Annotated in this window: 24 protein-coding genes; 11 read left to right on the forward strand and 13 right to left on the reverse strand. The window is 72.2% G+C overall.

Annotated elements, in window-relative coordinates:
* Window positions 1-73 precede the first annotated feature (73 nt).
* Window positions 74-604, reverse strand: a complete 531-nt coding sequence (locus tag ACFV18_RS18870; RefSeq protein ID WP_380484540.1) for an NUDIX domain-containing protein — start codon at window positions 602-604, stop codon at window positions 74-76.
* Window positions 605-742: 138 nt separating this feature from the next.
* Between ACFV18_RS18870 and ACFV18_RS18875 the strand changes: the two genes are divergently transcribed.
* Window positions 743-1,009 carry a GlsB/YeaQ/YmgE family stress response membrane protein gene (locus tag ACFV18_RS18875; protein ID WP_380484542.1) on the forward strand — a complete coding sequence of 89 codons (267 nt, stop codon included), beginning with the start codon at window positions 743-745 and terminating at the stop codon, window positions 1,007-1,009.
* Window positions 1,010-1,079: 70 nt separating this feature from the next.
* Here ACFV18_RS18875 and ACFV18_RS18880 read toward each other — a convergent pair whose 3' ends face one another.
* Complete coding sequence (locus ACFV18_RS18880; protein WP_380484544.1) at window positions 1,080-1,979, reverse strand: ADP-ribosylglycohydrolase family protein; 900 nt, start codon at window positions 1,977-1,979, stop codon at window positions 1,080-1,082.
* A 557-nt stretch (window positions 1,980-2,536) separates the two neighbouring features.
* On the opposite strand from ACFV18_RS18880, the gene ACFV18_RS18885 reads away from it, so the two are divergent.
* The 6 genes from ACFV18_RS18885 to paaE all read left to right on the forward strand — a co-directional run bounded on the left by ACFV18_RS18885 (window position 2,537) and on the right by paaE (window position 7,735).
* Window positions 2,537-3,772 (forward strand): M20 family metallopeptidase, encoded by a 1,236-nt coding sequence (locus tag ACFV18_RS18885; RefSeq protein WP_380484545.1) that lies wholly within the window; start codon window positions 2,537-2,539, stop codon window positions 3,770-3,772.
* Window positions 3,773-4,004: 232 nt separating this feature from the next.
* Window positions 4,005-4,988, forward strand: coding sequence for a 1,2-phenylacetyl-CoA epoxidase subunit PaaA (paaA, locus tag ACFV18_RS18890; protein WP_380484547.1), 984 nt, complete (start codon window positions 4,005-4,007; stop codon window positions 4,986-4,988).
* Window positions 4,985-5,278 (forward strand): 1,2-phenylacetyl-CoA epoxidase subunit PaaB, encoded by a 294-nt coding sequence (gene paaB / locus ACFV18_RS18895; protein ID WP_033257582.1) that lies wholly within the window; start codon window positions 4,985-4,987, stop codon window positions 5,276-5,278. Before paaA ends, paaB begins: the two co-directional genes overlap by 4 nt.
* Before the next feature lie 32 nt (window positions 5,279-5,310).
* Window positions 5,311-6,192 (forward strand): 1,2-phenylacetyl-CoA epoxidase subunit PaaC, encoded by an 882-nt coding sequence (gene paaC, locus ACFV18_RS18900; RefSeq protein WP_380484549.1) that lies wholly within the window; start codon window positions 5,311-5,313, stop codon window positions 6,190-6,192.
* Entirely contained in the window at window positions 6,186-6,668 is a 483-nt protein-coding gene (paaD, locus tag ACFV18_RS18905) for a 1,2-phenylacetyl-CoA epoxidase subunit PaaD (RefSeq protein WP_380484551.1), read from the forward strand. Before paaC ends, paaD begins: the two co-directional genes overlap by 7 nt.
* A complete protein-coding gene (paaE, locus tag ACFV18_RS18910) occupies window positions 6,668-7,735 on the forward strand; it encodes a 1,2-phenylacetyl-CoA epoxidase subunit PaaE (protein ID WP_380484553.1) in 1,068 nt (355 codons plus the stop codon). Before paaD ends, paaE begins: the two co-directional genes overlap by 1 nt.
* Before the next feature lie 6 nt (window positions 7,736-7,741).
* On the opposite strand, the gene ACFV18_RS18915 is transcribed toward paaE, so the two are convergent.
* From ACFV18_RS18915 to ACFV18_RS18925, 3 genes are all read right to left on the reverse strand, one after another.
* A complete protein-coding gene (locus ACFV18_RS18915; protein WP_380484555.1) occupies window positions 7,742-8,848 on the reverse strand; it encodes an NAD(P)-binding domain-containing protein in 1,107 nt (368 codons plus the stop codon).
* A 47-nt stretch (window positions 8,849-8,895) separates the two neighbouring features.
* Window positions 8,896-9,798 carry a RimK family alpha-L-glutamate ligase gene (locus ACFV18_RS18920; RefSeq protein WP_380484557.1) on the reverse strand — a complete coding sequence of 301 codons (903 nt, stop codon included), beginning with the start codon at window positions 9,796-9,798 and terminating at the stop codon, window positions 8,896-8,898.
* A gap of 165 nt (window positions 9,799-9,963) precedes the next feature.
* Window positions 9,964-10,338 carry a YbjQ family protein gene (locus tag ACFV18_RS18925; RefSeq protein ID WP_380484559.1) on the reverse strand — a complete coding sequence of 125 codons (375 nt, stop codon included), beginning with the start codon at window positions 10,336-10,338 and terminating at the stop codon, window positions 9,964-9,966.
* A 155-nt stretch (window positions 10,339-10,493) separates the two neighbouring features.
* Here ACFV18_RS18925 and ACFV18_RS18930 point away from each other — a divergent pair, with 155 nt between their 5' ends.
* Together ACFV18_RS18930 and ACFV18_RS18935 are read left to right on the forward strand one after the other, a co-directional pair.
* A complete protein-coding gene (locus tag ACFV18_RS18930; RefSeq protein WP_380484561.1) occupies window positions 10,494-11,411 on the forward strand; it encodes a hypothetical protein in 918 nt (305 codons plus the stop codon).
* A 17-nt stretch (window positions 11,412-11,428) separates the two neighbouring features.
* A complete protein-coding gene (locus tag ACFV18_RS18935; protein ID WP_380484563.1) occupies window positions 11,429-12,202 on the forward strand; it encodes a peptidyl-tRNA hydrolase in 774 nt (257 codons plus the stop codon).
* Window positions 12,203-12,502: 300 nt separating this feature from the next.
* Here ACFV18_RS18935 and ACFV18_RS18940 read toward each other — a convergent pair whose 3' ends face one another.
* The 3 genes from ACFV18_RS18940 to ACFV18_RS18950 form a co-directional block, all read right to left on the reverse strand.
* Entirely contained in the window at window positions 12,503-12,853 is a 351-nt protein-coding gene (locus ACFV18_RS18940) for a calmodulin (protein WP_380484565.1), read from the reverse strand.
* A gap of 516 nt (window positions 12,854-13,369) precedes the next feature.
* Entirely contained in the window at window positions 13,370-14,293 is a 924-nt protein-coding gene (locus ACFV18_RS18945) for a DMT family transporter (protein WP_380484567.1), read from the reverse strand.
* A gap of 308 nt (window positions 14,294-14,601) precedes the next feature.
* Window positions 14,602-15,549, reverse strand: a complete 948-nt coding sequence (locus ACFV18_RS18950) for an AraC family transcriptional regulator (protein WP_380484569.1) — start codon at window positions 15,547-15,549, stop codon at window positions 14,602-14,604.
* A gap of 168 nt (window positions 15,550-15,717) precedes the next feature.
* Here ACFV18_RS18950 and ACFV18_RS18955 point away from each other — a divergent pair, with 168 nt between their 5' ends.
* Window positions 15,718-16,746, forward strand: a complete 1,029-nt coding sequence (locus ACFV18_RS18955; RefSeq protein WP_380484571.1) for a saccharopine dehydrogenase family protein — start codon at window positions 15,718-15,720, stop codon at window positions 16,744-16,746.
* On the opposite strand, the gene ACFV18_RS18960 is transcribed toward ACFV18_RS18955, so the two are convergent.
* The 3 genes from ACFV18_RS18960 to ACFV18_RS18970 all read right to left on the reverse strand — a co-directional run bounded on the left by ACFV18_RS18960 (window position 16,719) and on the right by ACFV18_RS18970 (window position 18,863).
* Complete coding sequence (locus tag ACFV18_RS18960; RefSeq protein ID WP_380484572.1) at window positions 16,719-17,615, reverse strand: NmrA family NAD(P)-binding protein; 897 nt, start codon at window positions 17,613-17,615, stop codon at window positions 16,719-16,721. The genes ACFV18_RS18955 and ACFV18_RS18960 overlap by 28 nt on opposite strands.
* A gap of 109 nt (window positions 17,616-17,724) precedes the next feature.
* Window positions 17,725-18,189 (reverse strand): hypothetical protein, encoded by a 465-nt coding sequence (locus tag ACFV18_RS18965; RefSeq protein ID WP_380484574.1) that lies wholly within the window; start codon window positions 18,187-18,189, stop codon window positions 17,725-17,727.
* 155 nt (window positions 18,190-18,344) lie between these two features.
* Window positions 18,345-18,863: a MarR family winged helix-turn-helix transcriptional regulator gene (locus ACFV18_RS18970; protein WP_380484576.1), complete on the reverse strand. Its 519-nt coding sequence runs from the start codon at window positions 18,861-18,863 to the stop codon at window positions 18,345-18,347.
* 279 nt (window positions 18,864-19,142) lie between these two features.
* On the opposite strand from ACFV18_RS18970, the gene ACFV18_RS18975 reads away from it, so the two are divergent.
* Window positions 19,143-19,859 (forward strand): class I SAM-dependent methyltransferase, encoded by a 717-nt coding sequence (locus ACFV18_RS18975; protein ID WP_380484578.1) that lies wholly within the window; start codon window positions 19,143-19,145, stop codon window positions 19,857-19,859.
* 369 nt (window positions 19,860-20,228) lie between these two features.
* Here ACFV18_RS18975 and ACFV18_RS18980 read toward each other — a convergent pair whose 3' ends face one another.
* Window positions 20,229-21,107 (reverse strand): glycosyltransferase family 2 protein, encoded by an 879-nt coding sequence (locus tag ACFV18_RS18980; protein WP_380484580.1) that lies wholly within the window; start codon window positions 21,105-21,107, stop codon window positions 20,229-20,231.
* A 65-nt stretch (window positions 21,108-21,172) separates the two neighbouring features.
* Window positions 21,173-21,652 carry an SMI1/KNR4 family protein gene (locus tag ACFV18_RS18985; RefSeq protein WP_380484582.1) on the reverse strand — a complete coding sequence of 160 codons (480 nt, stop codon included), beginning with the start codon at window positions 21,650-21,652 and terminating at the stop codon, window positions 21,173-21,175.
* Between the last annotated feature and the right edge of the window lie 4 nt (window positions 21,653-21,656).

The following is a 21,656-nucleotide window of genomic DNA, read 5'->3' on the forward strand; positions in this document are numbered from 1 at the left end:
TCGACACCGGCGCGCTGCGCTTCGATGCCGAGCCGGTCGCCGTCGATCCGCCCGTCAGTGGTTGACGGTTGCGTCAGGATGCCTCGTCGAGGAGGAGGGCGAGCACGCCCACCAGGGTGGCGCTGCTGACGATTTCGCGGCGGGCCGTCATCGCGCGCAGGTCGGCGAGCGGGACCCATGCGATCCGGTCGGACTCGTTCTGTTCGGTGGGTGGGCCGGTGAACTCCGCCGGTTCGGCGCGGAAGACGAAGTGCTCGGAGTCGGTGATGCCCGCGGCCGGCTGGGCGTAGATCAGGGGGCGGACGTGCGACACCCGCCAGCCGGTCTCCTCCAGGGCCTCCCGGGCCGCCGCGGCCGCCGGGTCCTCACCCGGCTCGACCAGGCCCATCGGCAGCTCCCATGCCCAGGTGTCGGTGATGAACCGGTGCCGCCACAGCATCAGCACCTCGCTGCGGTCGTTGACCACCGCCGCCACCGCGAGGTGGCGCAGCTTCACCACGTGGTGCTCGAAGCGCTGCCCGTCCGGCAGTTCGACGTCCGCGACCCACACGTTCAGCCACGGATCCTGGTACACCGGGCGTTCCCCGTACACCTTCCACCGCACCCCGCCACCCCCTTCGTTCCCCGGACGGTACCGCAGCCCGCGTGCGGGTGCGGCCGGAACCGAACGGTTGCGCCAGTCGTCCTTGTGGGGGAGAAGCGCGACGGGATTGGCCCTCGTGGCGAAGGGCAGGAGAACGGCATGGGCATCGTCAGTTGGATCATCCTCGGGCTCCTCGCCGGAGCCATCGCCAAGCTGCTGCTTCCCGGCAAGGACCCGGGCGGCATCGTCATCACCACGCTGATCGGCATCGCCGGTTCGTTCATCGGCGGATGGCTGTCCTCGAAGTTCCTGCACAAGTCGATCAACGTGCACTTCTTCGACCTGCCGACCTGGATCTCCGCGATCGCCGGAGCCCTCGCCCTGCTCATCGTCTATCGGCTGCTGTTCGGCAAGTCACGCGACTGACGGACCGTCAACTCGGCCGATCCGGTGCCCCGATGAGCCTGCCGCTCACCGGGGCACCGCCGTTCCGCGGTCACAGCGGCGGCAGCGGCTCCTGTGCGGCCGACCAGACGGCCGGGACGCCGGACAGCCCGGTGCGGGCCGCGACCACGCCGGCGGCGATGGCGCAGGTGGTGTCCATGTCTCCCCAGCCGGCGACGGTGTGCCAGAGGGTTTCGACGAGGTCGTCCGGGTGGCCTGCGGCGGACCAGAGCGCGAACGGGACGGTGTCCTGCGCCGAGACCTGGTGGCCGGAGCCGAGCACCACCGCCGCGTGCCGGACGCTGCTCCCCGCCGGCAGCCGCGCGGCGATCCGCAGGCCGGAGCGCACCTCGGAGTCCGGCAGCAGCGCCGCCACCTCCTGAAGGAACTCCGCCCGGGGAGCCGCCGCGCCGCCGCGCGAACGCACCGCCAGCGCGGAGGCCAGCGCGACCGCCTGCGCACCGGCCACCGCCTCCGGGTGTGCGTGGGTGGCCCGGGCGGAGCGCCCGGCCTGCTCGGCGACCAGCGCCAGGTCGTCCGCGAACCACGCGCCGAGCGGCGCCACCCGCATCGCCGCACCGTTCCCGTGCGAGCCCTGCCCGCCGAACAGCGCGCCGGTGACCGCGAGATGGTCCTCACCCGCGTGCACCGCGCGCAGCACCTGGTGCATCGACGGCCCGTACTTGCGGTGCGGCACCGCCACGTACTCCTGCGCGAACTCCCGTGCCAGCGCGGCTGGTTCGACCTCGCCCCGGTCGCGCAGGTGGCGCACCAGGACGAGCGCCATCGCCGTGTCGTCCGTCCAGTGCCACGGCGCGGGCCTGGTCAGCCGGCCCGCGACCTCCGCCGACGCCTCGTCCACCGGCGGGTGGAACCAGCGATCGCCGAAGGCATCGCCAAGCGCCAGGCCGTGCAGGCTGTCGAGGGCGGGCGGCGGGACGGGGGACGGCATGGTGACTCCTCGCGGGAACGGGTGGACGCCGCTGATTCTCGCCTCCCGGAGGGCCGTCCGGCGAACCGATTTCGACGCCGGTGGCAGCGCGGGCTCCGGTGTCACCCCTTGGACGGGGGTTCGCTCGATCGTGGGCGATTCGCGCTGCCGATCCGCCCCCGCAGGTCCACAGTGGGAGACGGACGCGCTCGGAGATCGCGTCCCGCTCGCCGTGCCAGGCCCGGGTTTCGCGGCCGTTCCACGGCCTTGACGACGGGTGGAGCGACGAGTGCGCGGACGGTGGGCACCTCGCCGGGAGCTGATCGGATCTTCTAGGCTCGCTTCCCGGTCCCTGCCGCGGCGCCCGTCCGTGCCGAGGAACAGAGACCGACGTCCCCGGACCCCGGGCCGAGCCGGGGTCGCGGACCGAGCGAGGAGGACGCAGTGCTGCCCAGTCCCAGGTCGAATCGCACACCACGGCCCAGCCCGAAGCCGCAACAGATCCCCGCGACGCCCGTCCCGGCCATACCTCCCAGTGCCCCGCGCCCCACCGGGGGTGAACGGTGAGCCGCCATACCGTGGCCCCCGAGCCACATCCCGCCACCCCCTCCGCCATCGACGAACTCCCGGTCACCGCACCGACCTTGGCCACCGCCGCACTACCGGGCCTGCCCCACACCCTGACCAGCAGGGCCCGCACCCTCACCGCCGCCGTCCGCAAGCGCTGCGCAGACCTCGCCCGGATCGAAACCCCGTCCGGCGACGCGCCCCGGCTGAACACCCTCGCCGAAGAGCTCGCCACCGGCTACACCGCCACCGGCGCCACCGCCACCCGCGAGAGCTGCGCCCACGGCGACCACCTGGTCCTCGACTGGCCCGGCCGGCACGAAGAGCTCCCGCACCTGCTGGTGGTCGGCCACCACGACACCGTCTGGCCCGTCGGCACCCTCACCGACTGGCCCGTCGAGGAGAAGGACGGGCGCCTCACCGGCCCCGGCATCCTCGACATGAAAGGCGGACTCGCCCTGCTGGAAGGCGCGTTCGCACTCCTCGCCGACCTCGGCCAACGCCCGCACCGACCCGTGCGGATGCTCGTGGTCTCCGACGAGGAGATCGGCAGCCCCGACGGCCGCCGCCTGTTCGAACGGCACCTGCGCGGCGCCGCCGCCGTCCTCGGACTCGAACCCGGCCACCCCGACGGCCGCCTGAAGACCGCCCGCCGCGGCTCCGCCCGGGTCCGGCTCACCGTCACCGGACGCGAGGCGCACGCCGGCAACGACGCCGCCGAGGGCATCTCCGCGATCGACGAACTCATCGACCAGTTGATCACCGTCCGCGGCCTCGGCCGGCAGCCCGGCACCGAACTCAATGCCGGACGCCTCGACGGCGGCACCCGCGCCAACGTCGTCGCCGGCCGCGCCGAAGCCGAGATCGGGCTGCGCTTCGCCACCACCGAGGCCCAGCGCCGCACCCTCGACACGCTCGCCCACCTGACCGCGAACCGGCCCGGCGCGAACGTCTCCACCGAGGTGCTGTCCTCGCGGCCGACCTGGCCCGAACGCACCGCGAATCCGCTGCTGCGGCACGTCCGCTCGCTCGCCGCCGCGCTCGGCCAGCACCTCGACGGGGCGCCGGCGGGCGGGGCGGGGGACACGAACCTCGCCGGCGCGAGGGGTCTGCCGACGCTGGACGGGCTCGGGGCGGTGGGGGGCGGGCCGCACGCCCGGCACGAGCACCTGCGGATCGACCAACTGGGGTCGCGGATCGCTCTGTTGGCAGCGCTGTTGGCTGTGCCGTTGCCGCGACTTCGCTGAGAGGGGGTGGGGGGCGGGGAGAACTGCGCGACAAGCGCTCACCACGTCCGCAAGGTCGCGATCAAGTGCAGGTCATTGTCCTGCGTCGCGATCTTGCGGACGGGGTGCCTTCCGCTTCGCGCAGTTCCCCCGCGCCCCTGGTGGTGCCTCTCCCTGTTTTCGTGCTCTCGCTGGTTGTGCACTCCCTGGTTGTGCTCTCCATGCTTGTCAGGGGGTCCCCGGTGTGTACAGAATGGAACCGACCGAACGGTCAGTCGGGAGGTGGGTGGTGGAGGCGAGCGCGGAGGCGCAGTCGCGGTTCGATGCGGTGATCGCCAATGAGCAGCGGGTGGAGCCCCGGGACTGGATGCCGGAGGCCTACCGGGCGACGCTGGTGCGGCAGATCGCGCAGCATGCCCACTCGGAGATCATCGGGATGCAGCCGGAGGGCAACTGGCTGACCCGGGCGCCGTCGCTCAGGCGCAAGGCGATCCTGTTGGCGAAGGCGCAGGACGAGGCCGGGCACGGGCTGTACCTGTATGCGGCGGCGGAGACCCTGGGCGTGGACCGGGCCGAGCTGACCGAGAAGCTGATCGACGGGCGGCAGAAGTACTCGTCGATCTTCAACTACCCGACGCTGACGTTCGCGGACGTCGGCGTGATCGGCTGGCTGGTGGACGGCGCGGCGATCTGCAACCAGGTGCCGCTGTGCCGGTGCAGCTACGGGCCGTACGCGCGGGCGATGGTGCGGATCTGCAAGGAGGAGTCCTTCCATCAGCGGCAGGGCTACGAGTTGCTGATGACGCTGATGGCCGGCACCGAGGCGCAGCGGCGGATGGTGCAGGACGCGGTGGACCGCTGGTGGTGGCCGTCGCTGATGATGTTCGGCCCGCCGGACGGGGCCTCGCCGAACAGTGAGCGGTCGATGGCGTGGCGGATCAAGCGGCACAGCAACGACGAGCTGCGCCAGCGCTTCGTGGACATGACCGTCCCGCAGGCCGAGCATCTCGGCGTCACGCTGCCGGACCCGGCGCTCGCCTGGAACGAGGAGCGCGGCGGCTGGGACTTCGGCGAGCCGGACTGGTCGGAGCTGATGCAGGTGATCAAGGGCCGGGGCCCGTGCAACGCGCAGCGGATCGAACGGCGGCGCGCCGCCCACGAGGACGGTGCCTGGGTGCGTGAGGCGGCGTCGGCGTACGCGGCCAAGCACACGGCGCGGAAGGGGAGTTCGGAATGAGCGGGGAGAGGGCGTCCTGGCCGCTGTACGAGGTGTTCGTACGGCCCCGGCGCGGGCTGAACCACGTACATGTGGGGTCGTTGCACGCGGCCGACGACAGGATGGCGCTGTTGGCGGCCCGGGACCTGTACACCCGGCGCAATGAGGGGGTGAGCCTGTGGGTGGTCCGCTCGGACGCGATCACCGCGTCCAGCCCGGACGAGCAGGACCCGTTCTTCGCGCCGAGCGGGGACAAGGTGTACCGGCACCCGACGTTCTATCCGATCCCCGAGGACGTTCCGCACATCTGACGCTCCGTCAATCATTCAGCAGGGAAGGCGACATGACCGACGACCACGTGTACCTCTCACTGGCCGACGCCGCCGGGGAGCCGGACGGCGAGGCCCGCTGGGCCTACGGCACGGGGTTCGCCGATCCGCTGCTGGGCGTGGACGCCGCGCCGCCGCCGGGGATCGACCCGGCGGACCTCGCGGCGTACTGCCTGATGCTGGGCGACGACGTGCTGGTGCTGTCCCAGCGGCTGATCCAATGGGTCACCCGGGCACCGGAGTTGGAGGAGGAGGTGGCGCTCGCCAACCTCGGCCTCGACCTGCTCGGGCAGGCCCGCCGACTGCTCACCCGGGCCGGGCAGCTGGACGGCACCGGCCGCAGCGAGGACGAACTCGCGTACTGGCGCGAGGACTTCGAGTACCGCAACGTGCGCCTGGTGGAGCTGGAGAACGACGACTTCGCGCAGTGCGTGGCCCGGCTGCTGATGTTCGCCACCGCCCGCGAGGAGCTGTACCGCCGGCTGGCCGAGCATCCGGACCCGGTGCTGGCGGCCGTCGCGGCGCTGGGCGTCAAGGAGTTGGCGTACCACCGGGAGTACGCGCAGTCCTGGGTGCTGCGGCTCGGCGACGGGACGGAGTACTCGCGCCGGCGGATGCAGGACGCCTTGACGGCGCTGTGGCCGTGGCTGGACGAGCTGTTCACCCCGCACGAGGTCGAAGTACGGCTCGGCGTAAACCCGTTGGAGCTGCGCGAACCCGTACTGACAAGCCTGGCAAAGGTGTTGGGGGAGGCCACGCTCAGCGTGCCCGAGACCGCGCCGCAGGCGTACGTCAACGGCAGGGCCGGACGGCACGGCGTGCACACCGAGGCGCTCGGCCCGCTGCTGGCGGAGCTCCAGGTGGTGGCCCGGGCGCACCCGGGGGCGACATGGTGACCACCGTCGAACGGGCCCGGGAGGTCGCGGCCGCAGTGCCCGACCCCGAACTGCCCATGCTCACCCTGGCCGACCTCGGCATCCTCGCCGACGTCGAGGAGCACGACGGGACGGTCACCGCCTGGCTCACGCCCACCTACTCCGGCTGCCCCGCCGTCGCCGAAATGGCCGGCGACGTGGCCCGGCGGCTGCGCGCGGCCGGCTTCGAGCAGGTCGAGGTCCGGCTGCGGATCGACCCGCCGTGGTCCAGTGACCGGATCAGCGCGGAGGGCCGCCGCAAGCTGGCAGAGTCGGGCATCGCCCCGCCGACTCCCGGGGGCCTCCTGACGCTCGGCCCGACCCGGCTGGCCGTGCCCTGCCCGCAGTGCGGTTCCACCGACACCGAGGAGCTCTCCCGGTTCGGCTCCACCGCCTGCAAGTCGCTGTGGCGGTGCCGCAGTTGCCGCGAACCCTTCGACCGGATCAAGGAGATCTGATGGCCGCCCGCCGCCCGCAGTTCCACCCGCTGCCGATCGGCAACCTGGAACGGCTCTGCGAGGACGCCGTCGCGGTGACCTTCGACGTACCGCCCGCGCTGGCCGAGGAGTTCACGTTCAAGCCCGGGCAGACGCTGACACTGCGCCGGATCGTCGACGGGGTGGACGAGCGCCGCTCGTACTCGCTGTGCTCGCCGGTCGGCGGGCCGCTGCGGATCGCCGTCCGCGAGGTGCCCGGCGGGCTGTTCTCGCACTGGCTGGTCGGCGAGGCCGCGATCGGCGAGATGATCGAAGTCCTGCCGCCCAGCGGGGCGTTCACCGCCGATCCGGCCGAACCCGGCGAGCACGTGCTGATCGCCGCGGGCTCCGGCATCACCCCGATGCTGTCCATCGCCGGCTCCGTGCTGGCCGGCCACCCCGACTCGCGGGTCACCCTGCTGTACGGCAACCGGCGCAGCGACACGGTGATGTTCGCCGACGAGCTGGCCGATCTGAAGGACCGCTATCTGGGCCGGTTCCAGCTGGTGCACGTGCTGTCCCGGGAGAGCCGGGACGCCGAACTGCTCAGCGGCCGGCTCGACCCCGACCGGGTCAAGGCGCTGCTGGAGGCGCTGGTGGACGTCCCCGCCGTGGACCACTGGTGGTTGTGCGGGCCGTTCGGCCTGGTGGCGGACGCCAAGACCCTGCTGGCCGAACTCGGCGTCCCCGCCGGGCGGGTGCACCAGGAACTGTTCCACGCCGAGGACGAGCGGGCCGAGGAACGCCACCTGGAACCCGTCCCCGACGCCGGAGCCAGCGAGGTCACGCTCGTGCTCGACGGCCGCTCCAGCACCCTCGCCCTGCCGCGCGACCGCTCCATCCTGGACGGTGCCCAACGCGCCCGCCCCGACCTGCCGTTCGCGTGCAAGGGCGGTGTCTGCGGCACCTGCCGCGCCCTGCTGTGCGAGGGCAAGGTCGAGATGCGGCGCAACTTCGCGCTGGAGGAGTCCGAACTGGCCGCCGGCTACGTCCTCACCTGCCAGGCCCGCCCGGTCTCCGACCAGGTCACCGTGGACTACGACCGGTAACTGCCGTCAGACGGCCGCGGGTTGAGTGGCCGGTTGGGCGGCGGGTTGAGTGGCCGGTCGGGCGGCGGGTTGAGCCGCCGCTCGGTCGCGCAGCAGGTGGACGACCTCGTTGACCGCTGCGCGGCCGGCCCGGTTGGCGCCGACGGTGGACGCCGAAGGCCCGTAGCCGAGCAGGTGGATGCGCGGGTCGTCGGTGACGCGGGTGCCGGTCATCCGGATGCCGCCACCCGGGCCGCGCAGGGCGAGCGGCGCAAGATGGGTGAGCTCGGCGCGGAAGCCCGTCGCCCAGATGATCACGTCCACCGCCAACTCCCGGTCGCCCCAAACGACTCCGTGCTCGGTGAGGCGGTCGAACATCGGGCGGCGGTTCAGCACACCCAGCGCCTCGGCCCGGCGGTAGGCGACGCTCGGGCCGAGACCGGTGACCGAGACCACGCTGCGCACCGGCAGGCCCGCAGCCACCCGCTCCGCGACCTTGGCGACCACCTCGCGGCCGAACTCCGGGGTGAACGGCCCCTGGTGGACCACCGGCGGGGTACGCGTCACCCACACCGTCTCCGCGACCTCGCCCACCTCGGACAGCACCTGGATCGCCGAGGCCCCGCCACCGACCACCAGCACCCGCTGCCCGGCGAACTCCGCCGGGCCCCGGTAGTCCGCGTAGTGCAGCTGACGGCCCGCGAAGTGCCCCGGATAGCGCGGCAGGAACGGCCGCGTCCAGGTACCGGTGGCGTTCAGCAGAGCTTGGGTGACCCAGCTGCCGGAGTCGGTCTCCACCAGCAACCGCCCGTCCGGCCGGTCACGCACCGCCAGGACCTTCACCGGGCGCACCACGGGCAGGGCGTGCTGCGCCTCGTACGCGGCGAAGTAGCCGGGTACGGCGACCCGGGCCGGGGTGGCCGGGTCAGTGGCGGGCAGTTCGAAATCCGGCAGGTCGTGGAAGCCGTGCACGGTGGCCATCGTCAGCGACGGGGAGCGGTGCGCCCAGGCGCCGCCCGGGGCGTCGTCCGCGTCCAGCACCACGAAGCCGGTGTACGGGGCGAAGCCGCGACGGTGCAGGTGGTAGGCGGCGGACAGGCCGGCCTGGCCCGCGCCGATCACCAGCGCGTCCACCTCGCGGGGTTCAGCGGCGGGGGGCTCGGTCGTTGCACCTTGAACAGTCACGACCGTGAAACATCGCCCCGCGGCCGGGTGTTCCCGTTCCCGGGCAGCAGGCGCAGGGCGGCGGCGACCAGCGCCTCGGGGCCGTCCGGGCGCAGGTCCAGGAACAGCCGGGGCTCGGTGAGTTCGAGCTCGATCAGCGCGGGCGAGCCGTCCGGCAGGCGCACCACGTCGACCCGGGCGTAGAGCAGCTCCGCGCGCTGCGGAATGGCCGCCAGCACCTGCTCGGCGAGGGCGAGTTGGTCCTCGGCAGGCTCGCGGGCGACATCGGCGAAGCCGCCGCCGAGCATCGGGCCGCGGCGCACCGCGTGGCTGAACTCCCCGCCCAGGTACAGCAGCGAGGTCTCGCCCTCGTCCTCGACCATCGGCAGGTACGGCTGCACCATTGCGGTGCGGCCGACCGCGGTGAGGGCGGCGACGTGCGCGTGCGCCTCGGCGCGGTCGGTGGTGCGCAGGGTGTCGCGGGCGCCGGAGGAGACGGTCGGCTTCACCACCAGCTCCGGCCAGTCGGCGCCGGTGAGTTCCTCGCCCGGGGCGACCCAGACGGTGGGGACGATCGGCACCCCGGCGCCTGCGAGATCGCGCAGGTAGGTCTTGTCGGTGTTGTGCTCCAGCACCGGCACCGGATTGGCCAGCCGGGTCAGCGCGGCCGTCCGGCGGGACCAGGCGAGGAAGGCGTCGCGGTACAGGATGTAGTCCCAGACGCTGCGGATCAGCACCAGTTCGTAGCCGCTCCAGTCGACCGCCGGATCGTCCCAGACCGCCGCCTCCGCGGGCACCCCCGCCCGGGCGAACGCGGCCAGCACGGGAAGCATTTCGACGTCGTCCACGCCCCGGCAGGTGGCGTACGCGACCCTCGCCGGGCCGGGGTGTGCGGGAACGGGAGGCAGAGGGGTGCTCACGGGTGCTCCATGCGGTGCGGGGACGGACCGGCAGCGAGGCTCTTACGCACCCGTGAGCAGTGTCAACCGTATTACCGACTGTCAGGCAATATGACCACTCTGTGGCTGAGTTGGGCCGGTGGTCGAGCGGCTCGACGACCGACTCGGCCCGATGGTCGAGTCGGGTCAGTGGTCGAGTGGCTCGATGACCGCCGCAGTGCCGTACGCGCACACCTCCGTGCCCACGTCGGCAGCCTCCGTGACATCGAAGCGCATCATCAGGACGGCGTTGCCGCCGCGCGCCCTGGTCTGCTCCACCAGCCGCTCCATCGCCTGGTTCCGGGTCTCCACCAGCGTCTTGGTGAGGCCCTTCAACTCGCCGCCCATCAGCGACTTCAGGCCCGCGCCGATCTGCGAGCCGAGGTGCCGCGAACGCACCGTCAGGCCGAACACCTCGCCGATCACCCGGACCACCTTGAAGCCGGGCACATCATTCGTGGTGACCACCAGCACGCCGCCGGACGGGTCCTGCCCGCCGCCGAAATCGTTCAGTTCACTCATGATTCCCACCTTCTGTCACGCTTCGGTCGGAACGCCAGCACGGCACACCGGGAAAACGCTTTCCCCGCCATCTCGGCAGGCCACCAGGCCGCAGGATCGATCGGGATCGGGAGAGCCGATGGACATCGGACCCCCTGGTTTGTCAACCTGGTGCCATGGGCGAGCGAAGCGATCATCCACACGGGCCTGGCGCGGCGGAGGACTCCGGCGCGCAGGAGATCGAGGCCACCGTGGTGCTGGGCATCCGGATCACCGACTGGCCGGCGCTGCGGGCCGCCGCACAAGCGGCCGTCGAGGACCTGGACTTCGCCGGGATCGACCCCGAGGACCAGCGCCGCCAACTGTTGCGGGAAGTCACCGAAGACCCCAACGCGGCCCTCGGCGCCCTGCTCCACCCCGACCGGCTGGTCGCCTCCATCCCCGGCATCGAAGCCCTCGGCGGCACGCTGGAGATCAGCGTCACCGACGACTTCGCGCCCGACTTCGCCGAACTCTTCCCGCTGGACGACGCCGGCGACACCGGCGACTGGACCCTCACCCCGCGCACCGCGTGCCTGCTGCACACCCAGCTGATCGGCCTCTCCGACGCCGCCTACGAAGACCTCGACGAACACGGCGACGACCCCGTCACCGTCGTCGAGGAAGCCGACTGGAGCGTCTTCGGCCGCCTCCAGCAACGCACCTGGAACCTGCACCGCGGCTGGCGGCGCGCCTTCGCCCGGGCCTTCGACGACCTCGCCGACGACCTCGCCCTCGGCGAATGGCCACTGCCCCGCAGCCTCGCGGAGGACGTCGCGCTGCGCCTCGCACTCGCCGAAGCCCGCGCGCTGCTCGGCTCCCAACCGGAGTCCGTGGCCGACATGATGGGCGACCTGCCCGCCGACCTGTACGACTACGATTGGGACGGTTGCACCGACGAACTCTTCGGCGTCTACGGCCCGGAGGAGACCTCCGACGACCTGGACGCCGGGCAGCGGATCGACCAACTCCTCGCCGCCACGCACCCCGAGGGCTGGTTCCTCGGCTACCAGGACGCCGAGGAACGCGACCCCGGGCGGGGCTACCGGCGCTGAACTGGCATGCTGGTGGGGTGAGCTCACCCATCGACGTGCCCGGCGAACTTCCCTCGTCCGCTCCCGCTGTTCTGCCTGCGGTCGGCGGGCACGCGGAGGACCGCGACTCCCACGAGCAGTACGTGCTGCCGCTGGTGGTCCGGCTGGAGAAGGCCGAACCGCCCGGCCGGACGGACGCGCTGGAGACCTCGGCGCGGGCCGTGCTCACCCTGCTGTCCGACCCGCGGGTCACGGCCGGCGACGGCGAGTGGGCGGAGCGGGTCAAGGCCTGGGAGGACGCCCGGATCCGCAAGGTGGTGCGGCGGGCCCGCGGCGGCGAGTGGCGCAAGGCGAACGACCTGCCCGGCATCACCGTCACCGGCGAGAGCGCCGAGGTACGGGTCTTCCCGCCGATCCCGCTGGACGGCTGGCCCAAGGAACTCGCCAAACTCCAGGTCTCCGGCACCGAACTCGACGACACCACCCCGCCCGGCCCCGCACCCGAGGGCGTCCCCGTGCTGTGGCTCAACCCCGAGCTGCAGATGAGCGCCGGCAAGACCATGGCACAGACCGGCCACGCCGCCCAGCTCGCCTGGTGGGAGCTGGACGACGCACAGCGCAAGGAGTGGGCGGAAAGCGGTTTCCCGTTGGCGGTCAGGATCGCCACCCCCGCCGACTGGCCCGCCCTCACGGACGGCCGGCTCCCGGTCGTCCGCGACGCCGGCTTCACCGAGATCGCCCCGGGCAGCTGCACCGTGGCCTTCGAAGGCGGCGAACGCTACTGCCCCACCCCGCGCCTCCGGCGCCCGTGAGCGCACCACGCTGACCCCAACACGGCGCCGTGGCGGGTGAGCCGTGCGTGTTTCCGGAAGTCACGTGTCTCCGGCGGGACTTGAGGGGTCGGGATGAGGTTCCCTACGTCAGGCAAGAGGGGCGGTTGTCCCTACAGCGGCGTGCCGGCAAGCGTCGGCGCCCGGCTGGAGGCGGAGGCTGGTTGTTCCCGTCGCCAAGGTTGTGGCGCCCCATTTGGGACCATCCCCGTGCGCGGGGAGCAGGGAATGTGGACCGGTCGTCTGCCCTGGCGGGGGCCGGGCAGACGGAGCAGCGGGGCCTCAGGTGTCGAGCTCGCGGGTGATCTTCGAGCGGGCGGGGGCCCAGATGCCGTTCGGCAGGAAGCCCTCCTCGCCGACCCGGTCCAGTTGCATCGCGACGTAGTGCGCCGAAGCGTCGCAGTCGTCGTCCGCCTCGTCGAAGAACGTGATGCTGTCGGGAGCCAGGTGGAAGTTCCAGTCCGGGTTGTGGTCCGACTTCTCTGCGACGACTCGTCCCTGGACGTGGACTTTCGATGTCTCGAGTCCCGCCAGGATGGCCCGGGCCTGCTTGATCTTCTGCTCGTCGTCGAGTCGGAACACGAACTCGTCGTCGTTCGGTGCTGCTTGGAGACCGAAGCGGGAAGTCGCCATTGTGTGCCCCTCCGAGAGTTTGAATCAGCCGTCTTTTGCGATGACGGCGGCCGGGACACCGGCCATGTCCGCGCCGATCCGCGGGCTTCGTCGGACGGGCAGGACGTTCCCGGTCCGGTTCGTCCCGGTGGCGGACTGCCGTCGGACCCGGACACTAATGCAGCGGAGGTCCCGGGATCGCTCATTGGCCCAGAACATCACCCGGAAGGCGGCGCCGAGAAACGGGGCCATCGGAATCCGGAATGCCGCCGGTCGGCCCGGCACAGTCACGGGACCGACCGCAACGCCTGGGCGGCTCCCAGGAGTACGGGGTTCAACGCCGCGCAGCGTGCGTCATGTGCCCGGGGCGTGAGCCGAGGCCCATCAGGTCGAGAGGTTGGTTCACCGACCGCACCACGCTGTCACCGGCTTTCGGCAACAGCATGTGCTCAGGTGATTCGAACAGGGCGGCCCCGCGCGTCGGTTGGCGATCCGGCCGGATGAGGCCGGTCAGGATTGACCGGCCTCGTTGCCCGGTCAGCCGGTCTTGGCCGGTCGCGACTCGGCGATTGCGAGGGCGGCGATGGCCACGAGCATCAGCAGTGTGCCGATGACCGTGGCCGTGGTGAGTTGCTCACCGAGGAACAGCACGGCGAGCGCCGCCGCGCTGACCGGCTCGATGAGCATCACCACCGAGGCGGTAGCGGCCCGCACAGCGGCCGCTCCGGCGAAGTACAGCGGGTACGCGAGTGCGGTGGTGACGGTGGCGATGTAGAGCATCAGCAGCACGACGTGGCCCGGGTGGGCGGTGTGCGGCACGAGACCCTCGGCCTGGGCGAACGGCAGCATGGCGGCGGCACCGACGGCGAATGACCCCACCGTGAGGGTGCAGGGGTCCTCGCCACCGCCCTGACGTCCGGTCCACCGGCCCAGGATGGTGGAGACGGCGTACCCGGCGGCGGACAGCAGCGCCATTCCCACGCCGACGGGGTGGACGGCCCCGGCCTGGTTGCCCAGGACCAGGATCGTCAGGCCGGCCAGCGCGCCGGCGACGGCGAGCAGCCCGGCACGTCCGATGCGCTCGCCCAGGAACAGGCGCCCGCCGGCGGTGGTGAACACCGGGGCGGCCCCCAGTGTGACGATGGTGCCCACCGCCAGGCCCGTGTCCTTCACGGCGGCGAAGTAGGCGGTCTGGAAGACGGCCAGGCCGATGCCGGTGCCCACGAACAGCAGGGCGCGGCGGCCCGGCGGTTGCGGGGTCCGCGGTGTCTTGAGCGCAGGACGGAAGGCACGGGCCGCGAGCAGCAGCACCACGCCGGTCAGAAAGCGCCAGAACGAGACGGCCATGGGCCCGAAGTCGCTGGATTGGTAGACGACTTCCACGGCGGCCCCGGTAGTACCCCAGGTGACGCCGGCGAATGCCAGACAGGAAAGGCCGCGGCGCACGGATCGGGGCGCCATCACGGGGGCAGAGGTCGTTGCGACAGCAGTTTTCGACACGAAGGATCTCCGGAGGGAGCGGATGGTCGTGGTCTCGCGTCTGCGGGCACAACCAATCAGCGCGTCGCGGCCGTTGGCCCAGCTACGCGCCGGTGTCGATGGCGACCCGCCTCAGAGGACGGGCGGCGAGAGAACTGCTGCGAAAGACATGGCCTCCACGTTACGGCACCGCAGGTAGGCCTCTGCACCAGTTGCGGCCACACCGCCGTATCACCGCAGTACCGGGCCGGAATCGAAGACAGGGCGGCCGAAATGGTGAGGTCGGTGGTTCACCTCACGAGATCGGCCTGCCTGGCGAGGGACGATGGGGTGTTGCGGTACTGGCCCGGTGCGGTGTCGAACTCGCGCTTGAATGCCTTGGCGAAGGCGTACTCGGAGGTGTAGCCGGCACGTTCGGCGACCGAGCGCAGGGGCAGGGCGGTGTCGCGCAGGGTCCGGGCCGCCGTGGTCAGCCGCCACCAGGTGAGGTAGGCGAGAGGCGGGGAACCTACCGTTGCGGTGAAGCGCTGGGCGAAGGAGGAGCGGGACAGGCCCGCGTGTGCGGCGAGGGACTGGACGGTCCAGGGGTGTGCGGGATCGCGGTGGATGGCGCGCAGCGCGGCGGCGACCGCTGGATCGCGCAGAGCCGCTCCCCAGCCGGTGCCGGTGTGCTGGGTCTGCTCGTCGTGCCAGGTTCGCAGGATCAGCAGGAGCAGGACCTCCAGGAGTGCGGAGACGACCGAGGAGCTTCCCGGCAGCGGTTCGGTGGTGAGTTCGCGGTCCAGGAGGTTGACGGCGCCGCGCAGTGAGGCGTTCGCTCCGGCGTGTGCCCGCAGGTGGACGACGTCGGGCATTTCGGCGAGGAGGGGGTGGATGCGGGACCGGTCGAGGCGGTAGGCGCCGCAGAGCATGGTGGTGCCGATGCCCCGGAGTGCGGGTTCGGTGTCGCGGGTGACGGGTTCGGCCGGGCGTGCTGGGCCGGCGGCGGTCGGGGGCGTGTGCCGAGTGTCCGTGATGGCGTGCCCGAGTTCGCGAGGCAGGAAGGCGATGTCGCCGGAGTCGAGCCGGATCGGTTCGCCTCGTGCCGGGAGCAGCCAGCAGGAGCCCTGGAGAATCGCGTGGAAGCCCGCACCGTCCTGCGGCTGGAAGCGGGTGCCCCAGGGTGGGGTCAGGTGGGTGCGTGATGCGTGGGGGACGCCGGTACGCATAGCGGCCACGGCGTCGCTCAGTACGTCCATCGTCTCAACGTACCGGCCGACTTGGCCGGGTCGGTCCGGCTGGACGATCGGACATCGAGTGCGGATCTTCGAGCATGGGAACGTGCCCCGCGGGTTCCTACCGTGGTCGTCGAGCGGACAGGCCGTCCGCTCGGCATGAACGCGGGAACAGAATGTGGGGCAGGTGGCATGAGGATTGCCGTGTACGGTGCGAGCGGGTTCACCGGAGGACTGGTCGTCGCCGAGCTGTACCGCCGGGGCATCACACCGGTACCGGTGGGCCGCAGTCGGGAACGTCTTGACGCCGCGGTGGTGAAGGCCGGCGCCGAGGGTGCCGAGGTCAGGATCGCCGATCTGGCCGACCACGATGCGCTGGTCGCCGCGTTCGCCGACTGCGACGCCGTGGTCAACTGCGCGGGCCCGTTCACGCCGTGGGGAGAGCCGGTGGTCAGGGCAGCGATCGCCGCCGGGACCGCGTATGTGGACACCACGGGCGAACAGGGCTATCTGAAGCGGGTTTTCGACGAGCTGGGCCCGGTCGCCGAACGTGCCGGGGTGAGCGTGGTCCCCGCGATGGCCGATGACGGTGGTCCCGGCGACCTGATCGCCCGTCTGACGGCGGCCCGCGTGAGCGGCCCGATCGACGGCCTGTTGGTCGCCGACCTGCGCCGGGCCGGCGGCGAGGCCTCGCGCGGGACGGCCCGTTCGATGGCTTCGGTCTTCGCCCAGGGGCCGCTGGAGTATGCCGACGGCGTCTGGCGGCCGGCCGCCGGCTGCCCGGTGGAGTCGGTCGTGCCGCCGGGCGAGACCGTGGCCGTACCCGTGACGGCCTTCGCGCTGCCGGGTGTGGTCACCGTTCCCCGCCATGTGACCGCCCGTCGGGTCCACAGCGCCATCCGGGCCGACGTGGCCGCGCTGTTCGCCTCGCTGACCCCGGAGGTGATCGACAGCGTTCCGGAGATGGTCTCGGACGAGGCCAGGGCGAACGGCCGGTGGCTGATGATGGCCGAGGCCACCGGCCGTGACGGAGAGATCGCCCGGGGATGGGTGACCGGCCCCGACGGGTACGGCCTCACCGCGGTGATCGCCGCCGAGGGTGCCCGCCGTCTCGCCGCGGGAGGTACGCCTCCGGGCGTGCTGGCACCCGCGCAGGCCTACGACGCGGCAGACTTCCTCGACTTCCTGGCGCCTTACGGGGTCGGCTGGCAACTGACCTGAGTGTCGGCGGGGTTTGGTGCCCGGAAGTGGGTGCGGTGTTCGTTCAGGAAGGCATCGAGGGTGCGGGGCGGCCGGCCGAGGATGTCGGTGACGGTGCTTGTGGGGAACTCGGGCCGGGCGATGGCGAGTTGTTGGATCTCCACGACGTGGTCGGCGAGCCAGCCGGGCAGGCCGGCCTGGTGGATGAGATTGTCGCGCAGCTCGTCCGGAGCGAGGTCGATGTACTGGATCCGGCGGCCGGTCAGTTCGGTCAGCCGGGCGGCGAGGCCGGGGTGGGAGACGGCTTCCGGTCCGGTCAGCGTGTAGGTGCCGCCCGCGAGGTGGCGCCGGGTGAGCACGGCGGCCGCGACGTCGCCGATGTCGCGGCAGTCGATGTAGTTGCAGGGCGCGTCCCGCATGGCGCCGAGGACGAATCCCTGGGCCACGGTGGGCGCGAGGCGCAGCAGGTTCTGCATGAACGCGTAGGGGCGCAGCACGGTGCCGGTGAGTCCGGAGGCGTGCAGGTGTTCCTCGACGGCGTGGTGTCCGCGGGATATCGCGACGGGTGACCCGGGCTCGGCGGCGGGGGCGGAGAGCTTGACGATGTGTCCGATTCCGCTGTGGGCGGCGATGTCGATGACGCGGGTTTCGAGTTCGACCTGTGCGGGGCTGTTGGCCATGGCAAGGAAGAGCTGGTCGGCGCCCGAGAAGGCGGTGCGCAGCGAGTCGGGGTCGCCGGCGTCGGCGTACCGGACCTCGACGTGCCGGTCGTGCGGGCCGGCGGCGCCGGGGAGCGGTCGGTGCGGGGTGCGGGTGAGGGCGCGGACGGGGACCTCGAGGGCGCGCAGGCTGTGGAGCAGGGCGGTCCCGGTGGTTCCGGTCGCTCCCATGACAACGATCATCGGGTGTCTCCTCGGTGCTTGGTGGCGTCTGCGGCAGCCGGTGCCGCCGGGGTGGGGTCGGTGCGTCCGGGCGCCGGTGCCCGGGTGCCGGGGCCGGTCACGGCCGGGCTTTCGCGAGGGTGCCGCGCCAGCGCAGGGTGACGATGGTGGTGGCGAGGACGGCGGAGACGGGTAGGTCGATGCGCAGTCGCCGCAGCCAGGGGGCGGCGTGGACCGAGGTGCGGGCCGGCAGCCACTCGGCGGCGAACCATCCCAGCGCTGCCGCCGCACCGGTGGTCGCACCGACGAGCAGCGCGGTCAGGACGACGCGCGGCAGGGTCGTGGTCCAGCGTCGCGGCTGCCCGCCGTGCCGCAGCCAGGCGCCGACCAGGAACGCCACCACCGCGGAAGTGCCGGCGATGGAGGTGCAGGCCGCCACTGTCAGGTCCGCCTGTCCGGTGACGACTCCCGCGGTACCTGCCATCAGGGCGGGGGCGGCGTAGGCGGTCACCACCTCGCGCCACAGCGTGAACGGCCGGGCGGCCGCCCGGCTCGGGCCGGTTCTGTCGTTCGTTGCGGGCATCTTGGCCTCTTCATCTCGTTGGAGTCCGAAAGGCGAAAGGTGTGGCCGGGTCGTTGACGGGCCTTTCGCGGCAGGGTAATTAGTTGGCTAATTACTGCCTCGTGAAAAGGGCTCCCGTCCACGGGACGGGAGCCCGGGCCCGGTGGTCGGCCGGGTCAGTCGGCGGTCAGGGCCGAACTGCCGCGCACGACACGCGCGAGCAGGTCCAGGAACACCGTGCGTTCCTCGACGGTGAGCCCTGCGACCATCGCCTCCAGTCGCCCGAAATGCTCGGGCGCCATGTCGCGCAGGCGCTGCGCACCGCGCGCGGTCAGGACCGCGACCGTGCCGCGCCCGTCCTCGGTGGACGGGCGCCTGGCGATCAGGCCCTCGCGCTCCAGGCCGTCCAGCAGGCCGGTGACCGTGGCCCTGGAGACATCGAGGTCGGCCGCAAGTTGCGAGGGGGACTTCTCTCCGCCGTGGCCTTCGAGGTCCGAGAGCAGCCGGTAGCGGCCCGTCGACAGCCCGAACCTGGCGAAGTGGGCCTCGGCCGCCCGGCCGACCCTCGCACCCGCGGAGATCAGCCGCACCGCGACCAGTACCGCCTGCGGGTCCGTCTCCAGGCCGTAGTGCCGCAGCTGCCATCCGGCCTGCTCCAGTGTGGGCTGCTCGCCGTCGGCCTCGTTCCTCGTCATGCAAGTAATATGGCGGCTAATGACTTGAGGTGTCAAGGCGCTGCGATCCCCAGGCGGATGGTGGGGCGATCGGCAGACGAGGGCGAGGGCCGCGCGCTGCGGGGAGGAGGGGACGTCGACACCGCGGTGCTTCTGGCCCGGAGTGCGCATGGGCGTGGGGAGGGATGCCAACGCCCCATCATCGGGGGCGAGTTGTGTCCCATCGATGGGTGCGGCGCCCGGTGTTCTGGCACTCTGGTGCACGGCATGTCCGAACCGGTCCGGTCAGGAGAGTGTTCGATGGCAGCGAGGGAGCAGGAACCCGCCCAGTACGACGCCATCGGCGAGCGGTACGCCGACTTCAAGCGCAACCACGGCGGCTCGCCCGAGGAGCCCGCGGTACGCGCCCTGCTCGGGGATCTCGCGGGAGCCCGGGTCCTCGACCTGGCCTGCGGGTTCGGCCGCTACACCCGGCTGGCCAAGGAGCTCGGTGCCGCGCACGCCGAGGGGGTGGACGTCTCCGCGGAGATGGTGGCGCTGGCCCGGGGAGAAGAGGCGCGGAGCCCTGTGGGGGTCGTGTACCACCAGTACGACGCGGCCGCGCTGCCGGTGCTGGGCGTTTTTGACGCGGCGGTGGCCGTCTGGCTGTTCAACTACGCCGAGGACCCCGGGCGGATGGCCGACATGTTCAGCGGCATCCGCGCCAACCTCGCCCCCGGCGGCCGCCTGGTCGCGGTGACGGTCCACCCCGGTTACGACCCGGCCGACCCGGACCGGCAGCCCGTCGGGGCGTGTGTGACGGCGGCCCGGCCCGTACCGAGGGGCACCGCTCTCGTCCTGGAGTTCCCTGTCGAGCCGCCGGTCGTGCTGGCGTTCACCCGCTGGGACGCGGACGTCTACGAGAAGTCCGCCCGCCAGGCCGGTTTCACCGACCTGACCTGGCACCCCGTCCGGAATCCGGCGTCGGAGCTGCCGGGACGGGAGGATCCGTTCATCGTCGCCCTGGTCTGCGCCTGACCGGACGGGCGGGCGGCTGCGGCCTGTGCCCAGGGGGACGTGTATGTGCGGGCGCGGGAACGTCCGCATCCGGCGGCTGTGGTGCAGGTGGGCGGTGTCCGGCACCGCGTCCGGAAAGCTGTGGAACAGCGGGGTGTGGTGGCGGTCGGTGCCCAGCAGGTGATCGATCCGGGCGAGCAGCGCCGTTCCGGTCTCGGCCAGCCGCATTCAAAAAGGAGAGAAGGAAGCACGCCGTGGAGCCGCCCGCCGGGGCAGCCTGGCTCAGGCGCCGGACTGCGCCAACGGATTTGATGCGCCCGCGAATCCGGGCGCGGGGCGGGGGCCGGCAGGGGCGGGGCGGGCAGTGGCGGGGCGGGCAGTGGCGGGGCGTCAGATCAGGGGCGGGCGGCCGAGGCGGGTGAGGTGCCACACGGTGTGCCAGCGCATGGGGCGGCGGGGTGGGCAGGAGGTGCGGAGGCCCTCGGCGAAGCCGGCGAACCAGGAGGCGAGGCCGGGGAGGGAGCGGGTGCGGGCGAGGGTGAGCAGCAGCCAGGTGGCGAGGTAGAGGGGGACGAGGGCGGCGGGGAGGCGGCGCTTGGCGAGCCAGACGCGGTTGCGGGCCGTGTAGCGGTAGTAGACGGCGTGCCGGGCCGGGGAGGTCTTCGGGTGCTGGAGGACCACCTGCGGGTCGTAGTGGATGGTCCAGCCGTCGTCCAGGGCGCGCCAGGCGAGGTCGGTCTCCTCGTGGCCGAAGCGGAACTCGCCCGCCCACAGGCCGGTTCGGCGCAGCATCGGCACCGAGAGGGCGTGGCCGCCGCCGAGGAACGCGGTGACCAGGCCGGCCCGCATCGGGTCGGACGCCCGCAGTCGGGGGACGTGGCGGCGCTGGGTCTCGCCGTGCTCGTCCGCGATCCGGAACGCGACGATCCCCAACTGCGGCTGCGCGGCGTACCGTTCGGCGACGCGCCGGAAGACGTCGTCGGCGATCAGCAGCCCGTCGTCGTCCAGCTCGATCACCACGTCGATGTCGCCGGCGTCCAGCAGCGCCTGGAGGCCGACGTTGCGCGCCCCCGGGCAGCCCGGGTTGTCGGTGAGGGGGAGTTTCTCGATCCCCGGCCGCACGACCTCGGTGAGCGGGCAGGCGCTGCCGACCAGCACGACCCGCTGCGCGGGGAGGGTCTGGCGGTCCACCGAGTCGAGCAGGGCGGCGAGTTCGCGCGGGCGGTTGCCCATGGTGACGATCACGACGCCGATCCGTGGTGCGCTCATCAGCTGGACTCCGGTGCGGGGCGGGCAGGTTCGGCCCCGATGGTAGCGCGGTGCGCGAAGGACGATCAGTCGTCGAACGCGCTTGCGGAGGTGAGCTGTTCGAGGAAGGTTCGGAGGTCGGGGGCGAGGGCGAGTTCGGTGCCGTCCTCGGCGTCGAGCCAGGTGACGGAGGGTTCGCCGTGCGGGCCGCAGACGCGGTAGTCGAGGGCGATCCAGTAGTGGCCGTCGCCGCACAGCAGGACCACGGGCGAGGGCAGCTCCCACTCGTCGATCAGGTACGGGGTGTCGAGCAGCGAGAGCGCGTCCGGCCGGTGGCCGATGCCGAGCAGGTGGTCGAACGGGACGTGGTCGGTGCTCCAGGAGGTGGGTCGCCGGGTCGGGAAGGCGGCGAACGCGTCCGCGATGCCGCCGCCGTTGCGATGGCGCAGCAGGGCGAGCAGCTCGGCGGGCAGGGTGACGCCGAGCAGGTGTTGTGCGTCGGCGACGGCGTCCTCGGTGAGCGGGGGCTGGGTGAGGGCGAGGGAGTTGTCCGAGAAGAGGTGCACCGGG

The organism is Kitasatospora sp. NPDC059673 (assembly GCF_042734215.1).
Classification (GTDB): domain Bacteria; phylum Actinomycetota; class Actinomycetes; order Streptomycetales; family Streptomycetaceae; genus Kitasatospora.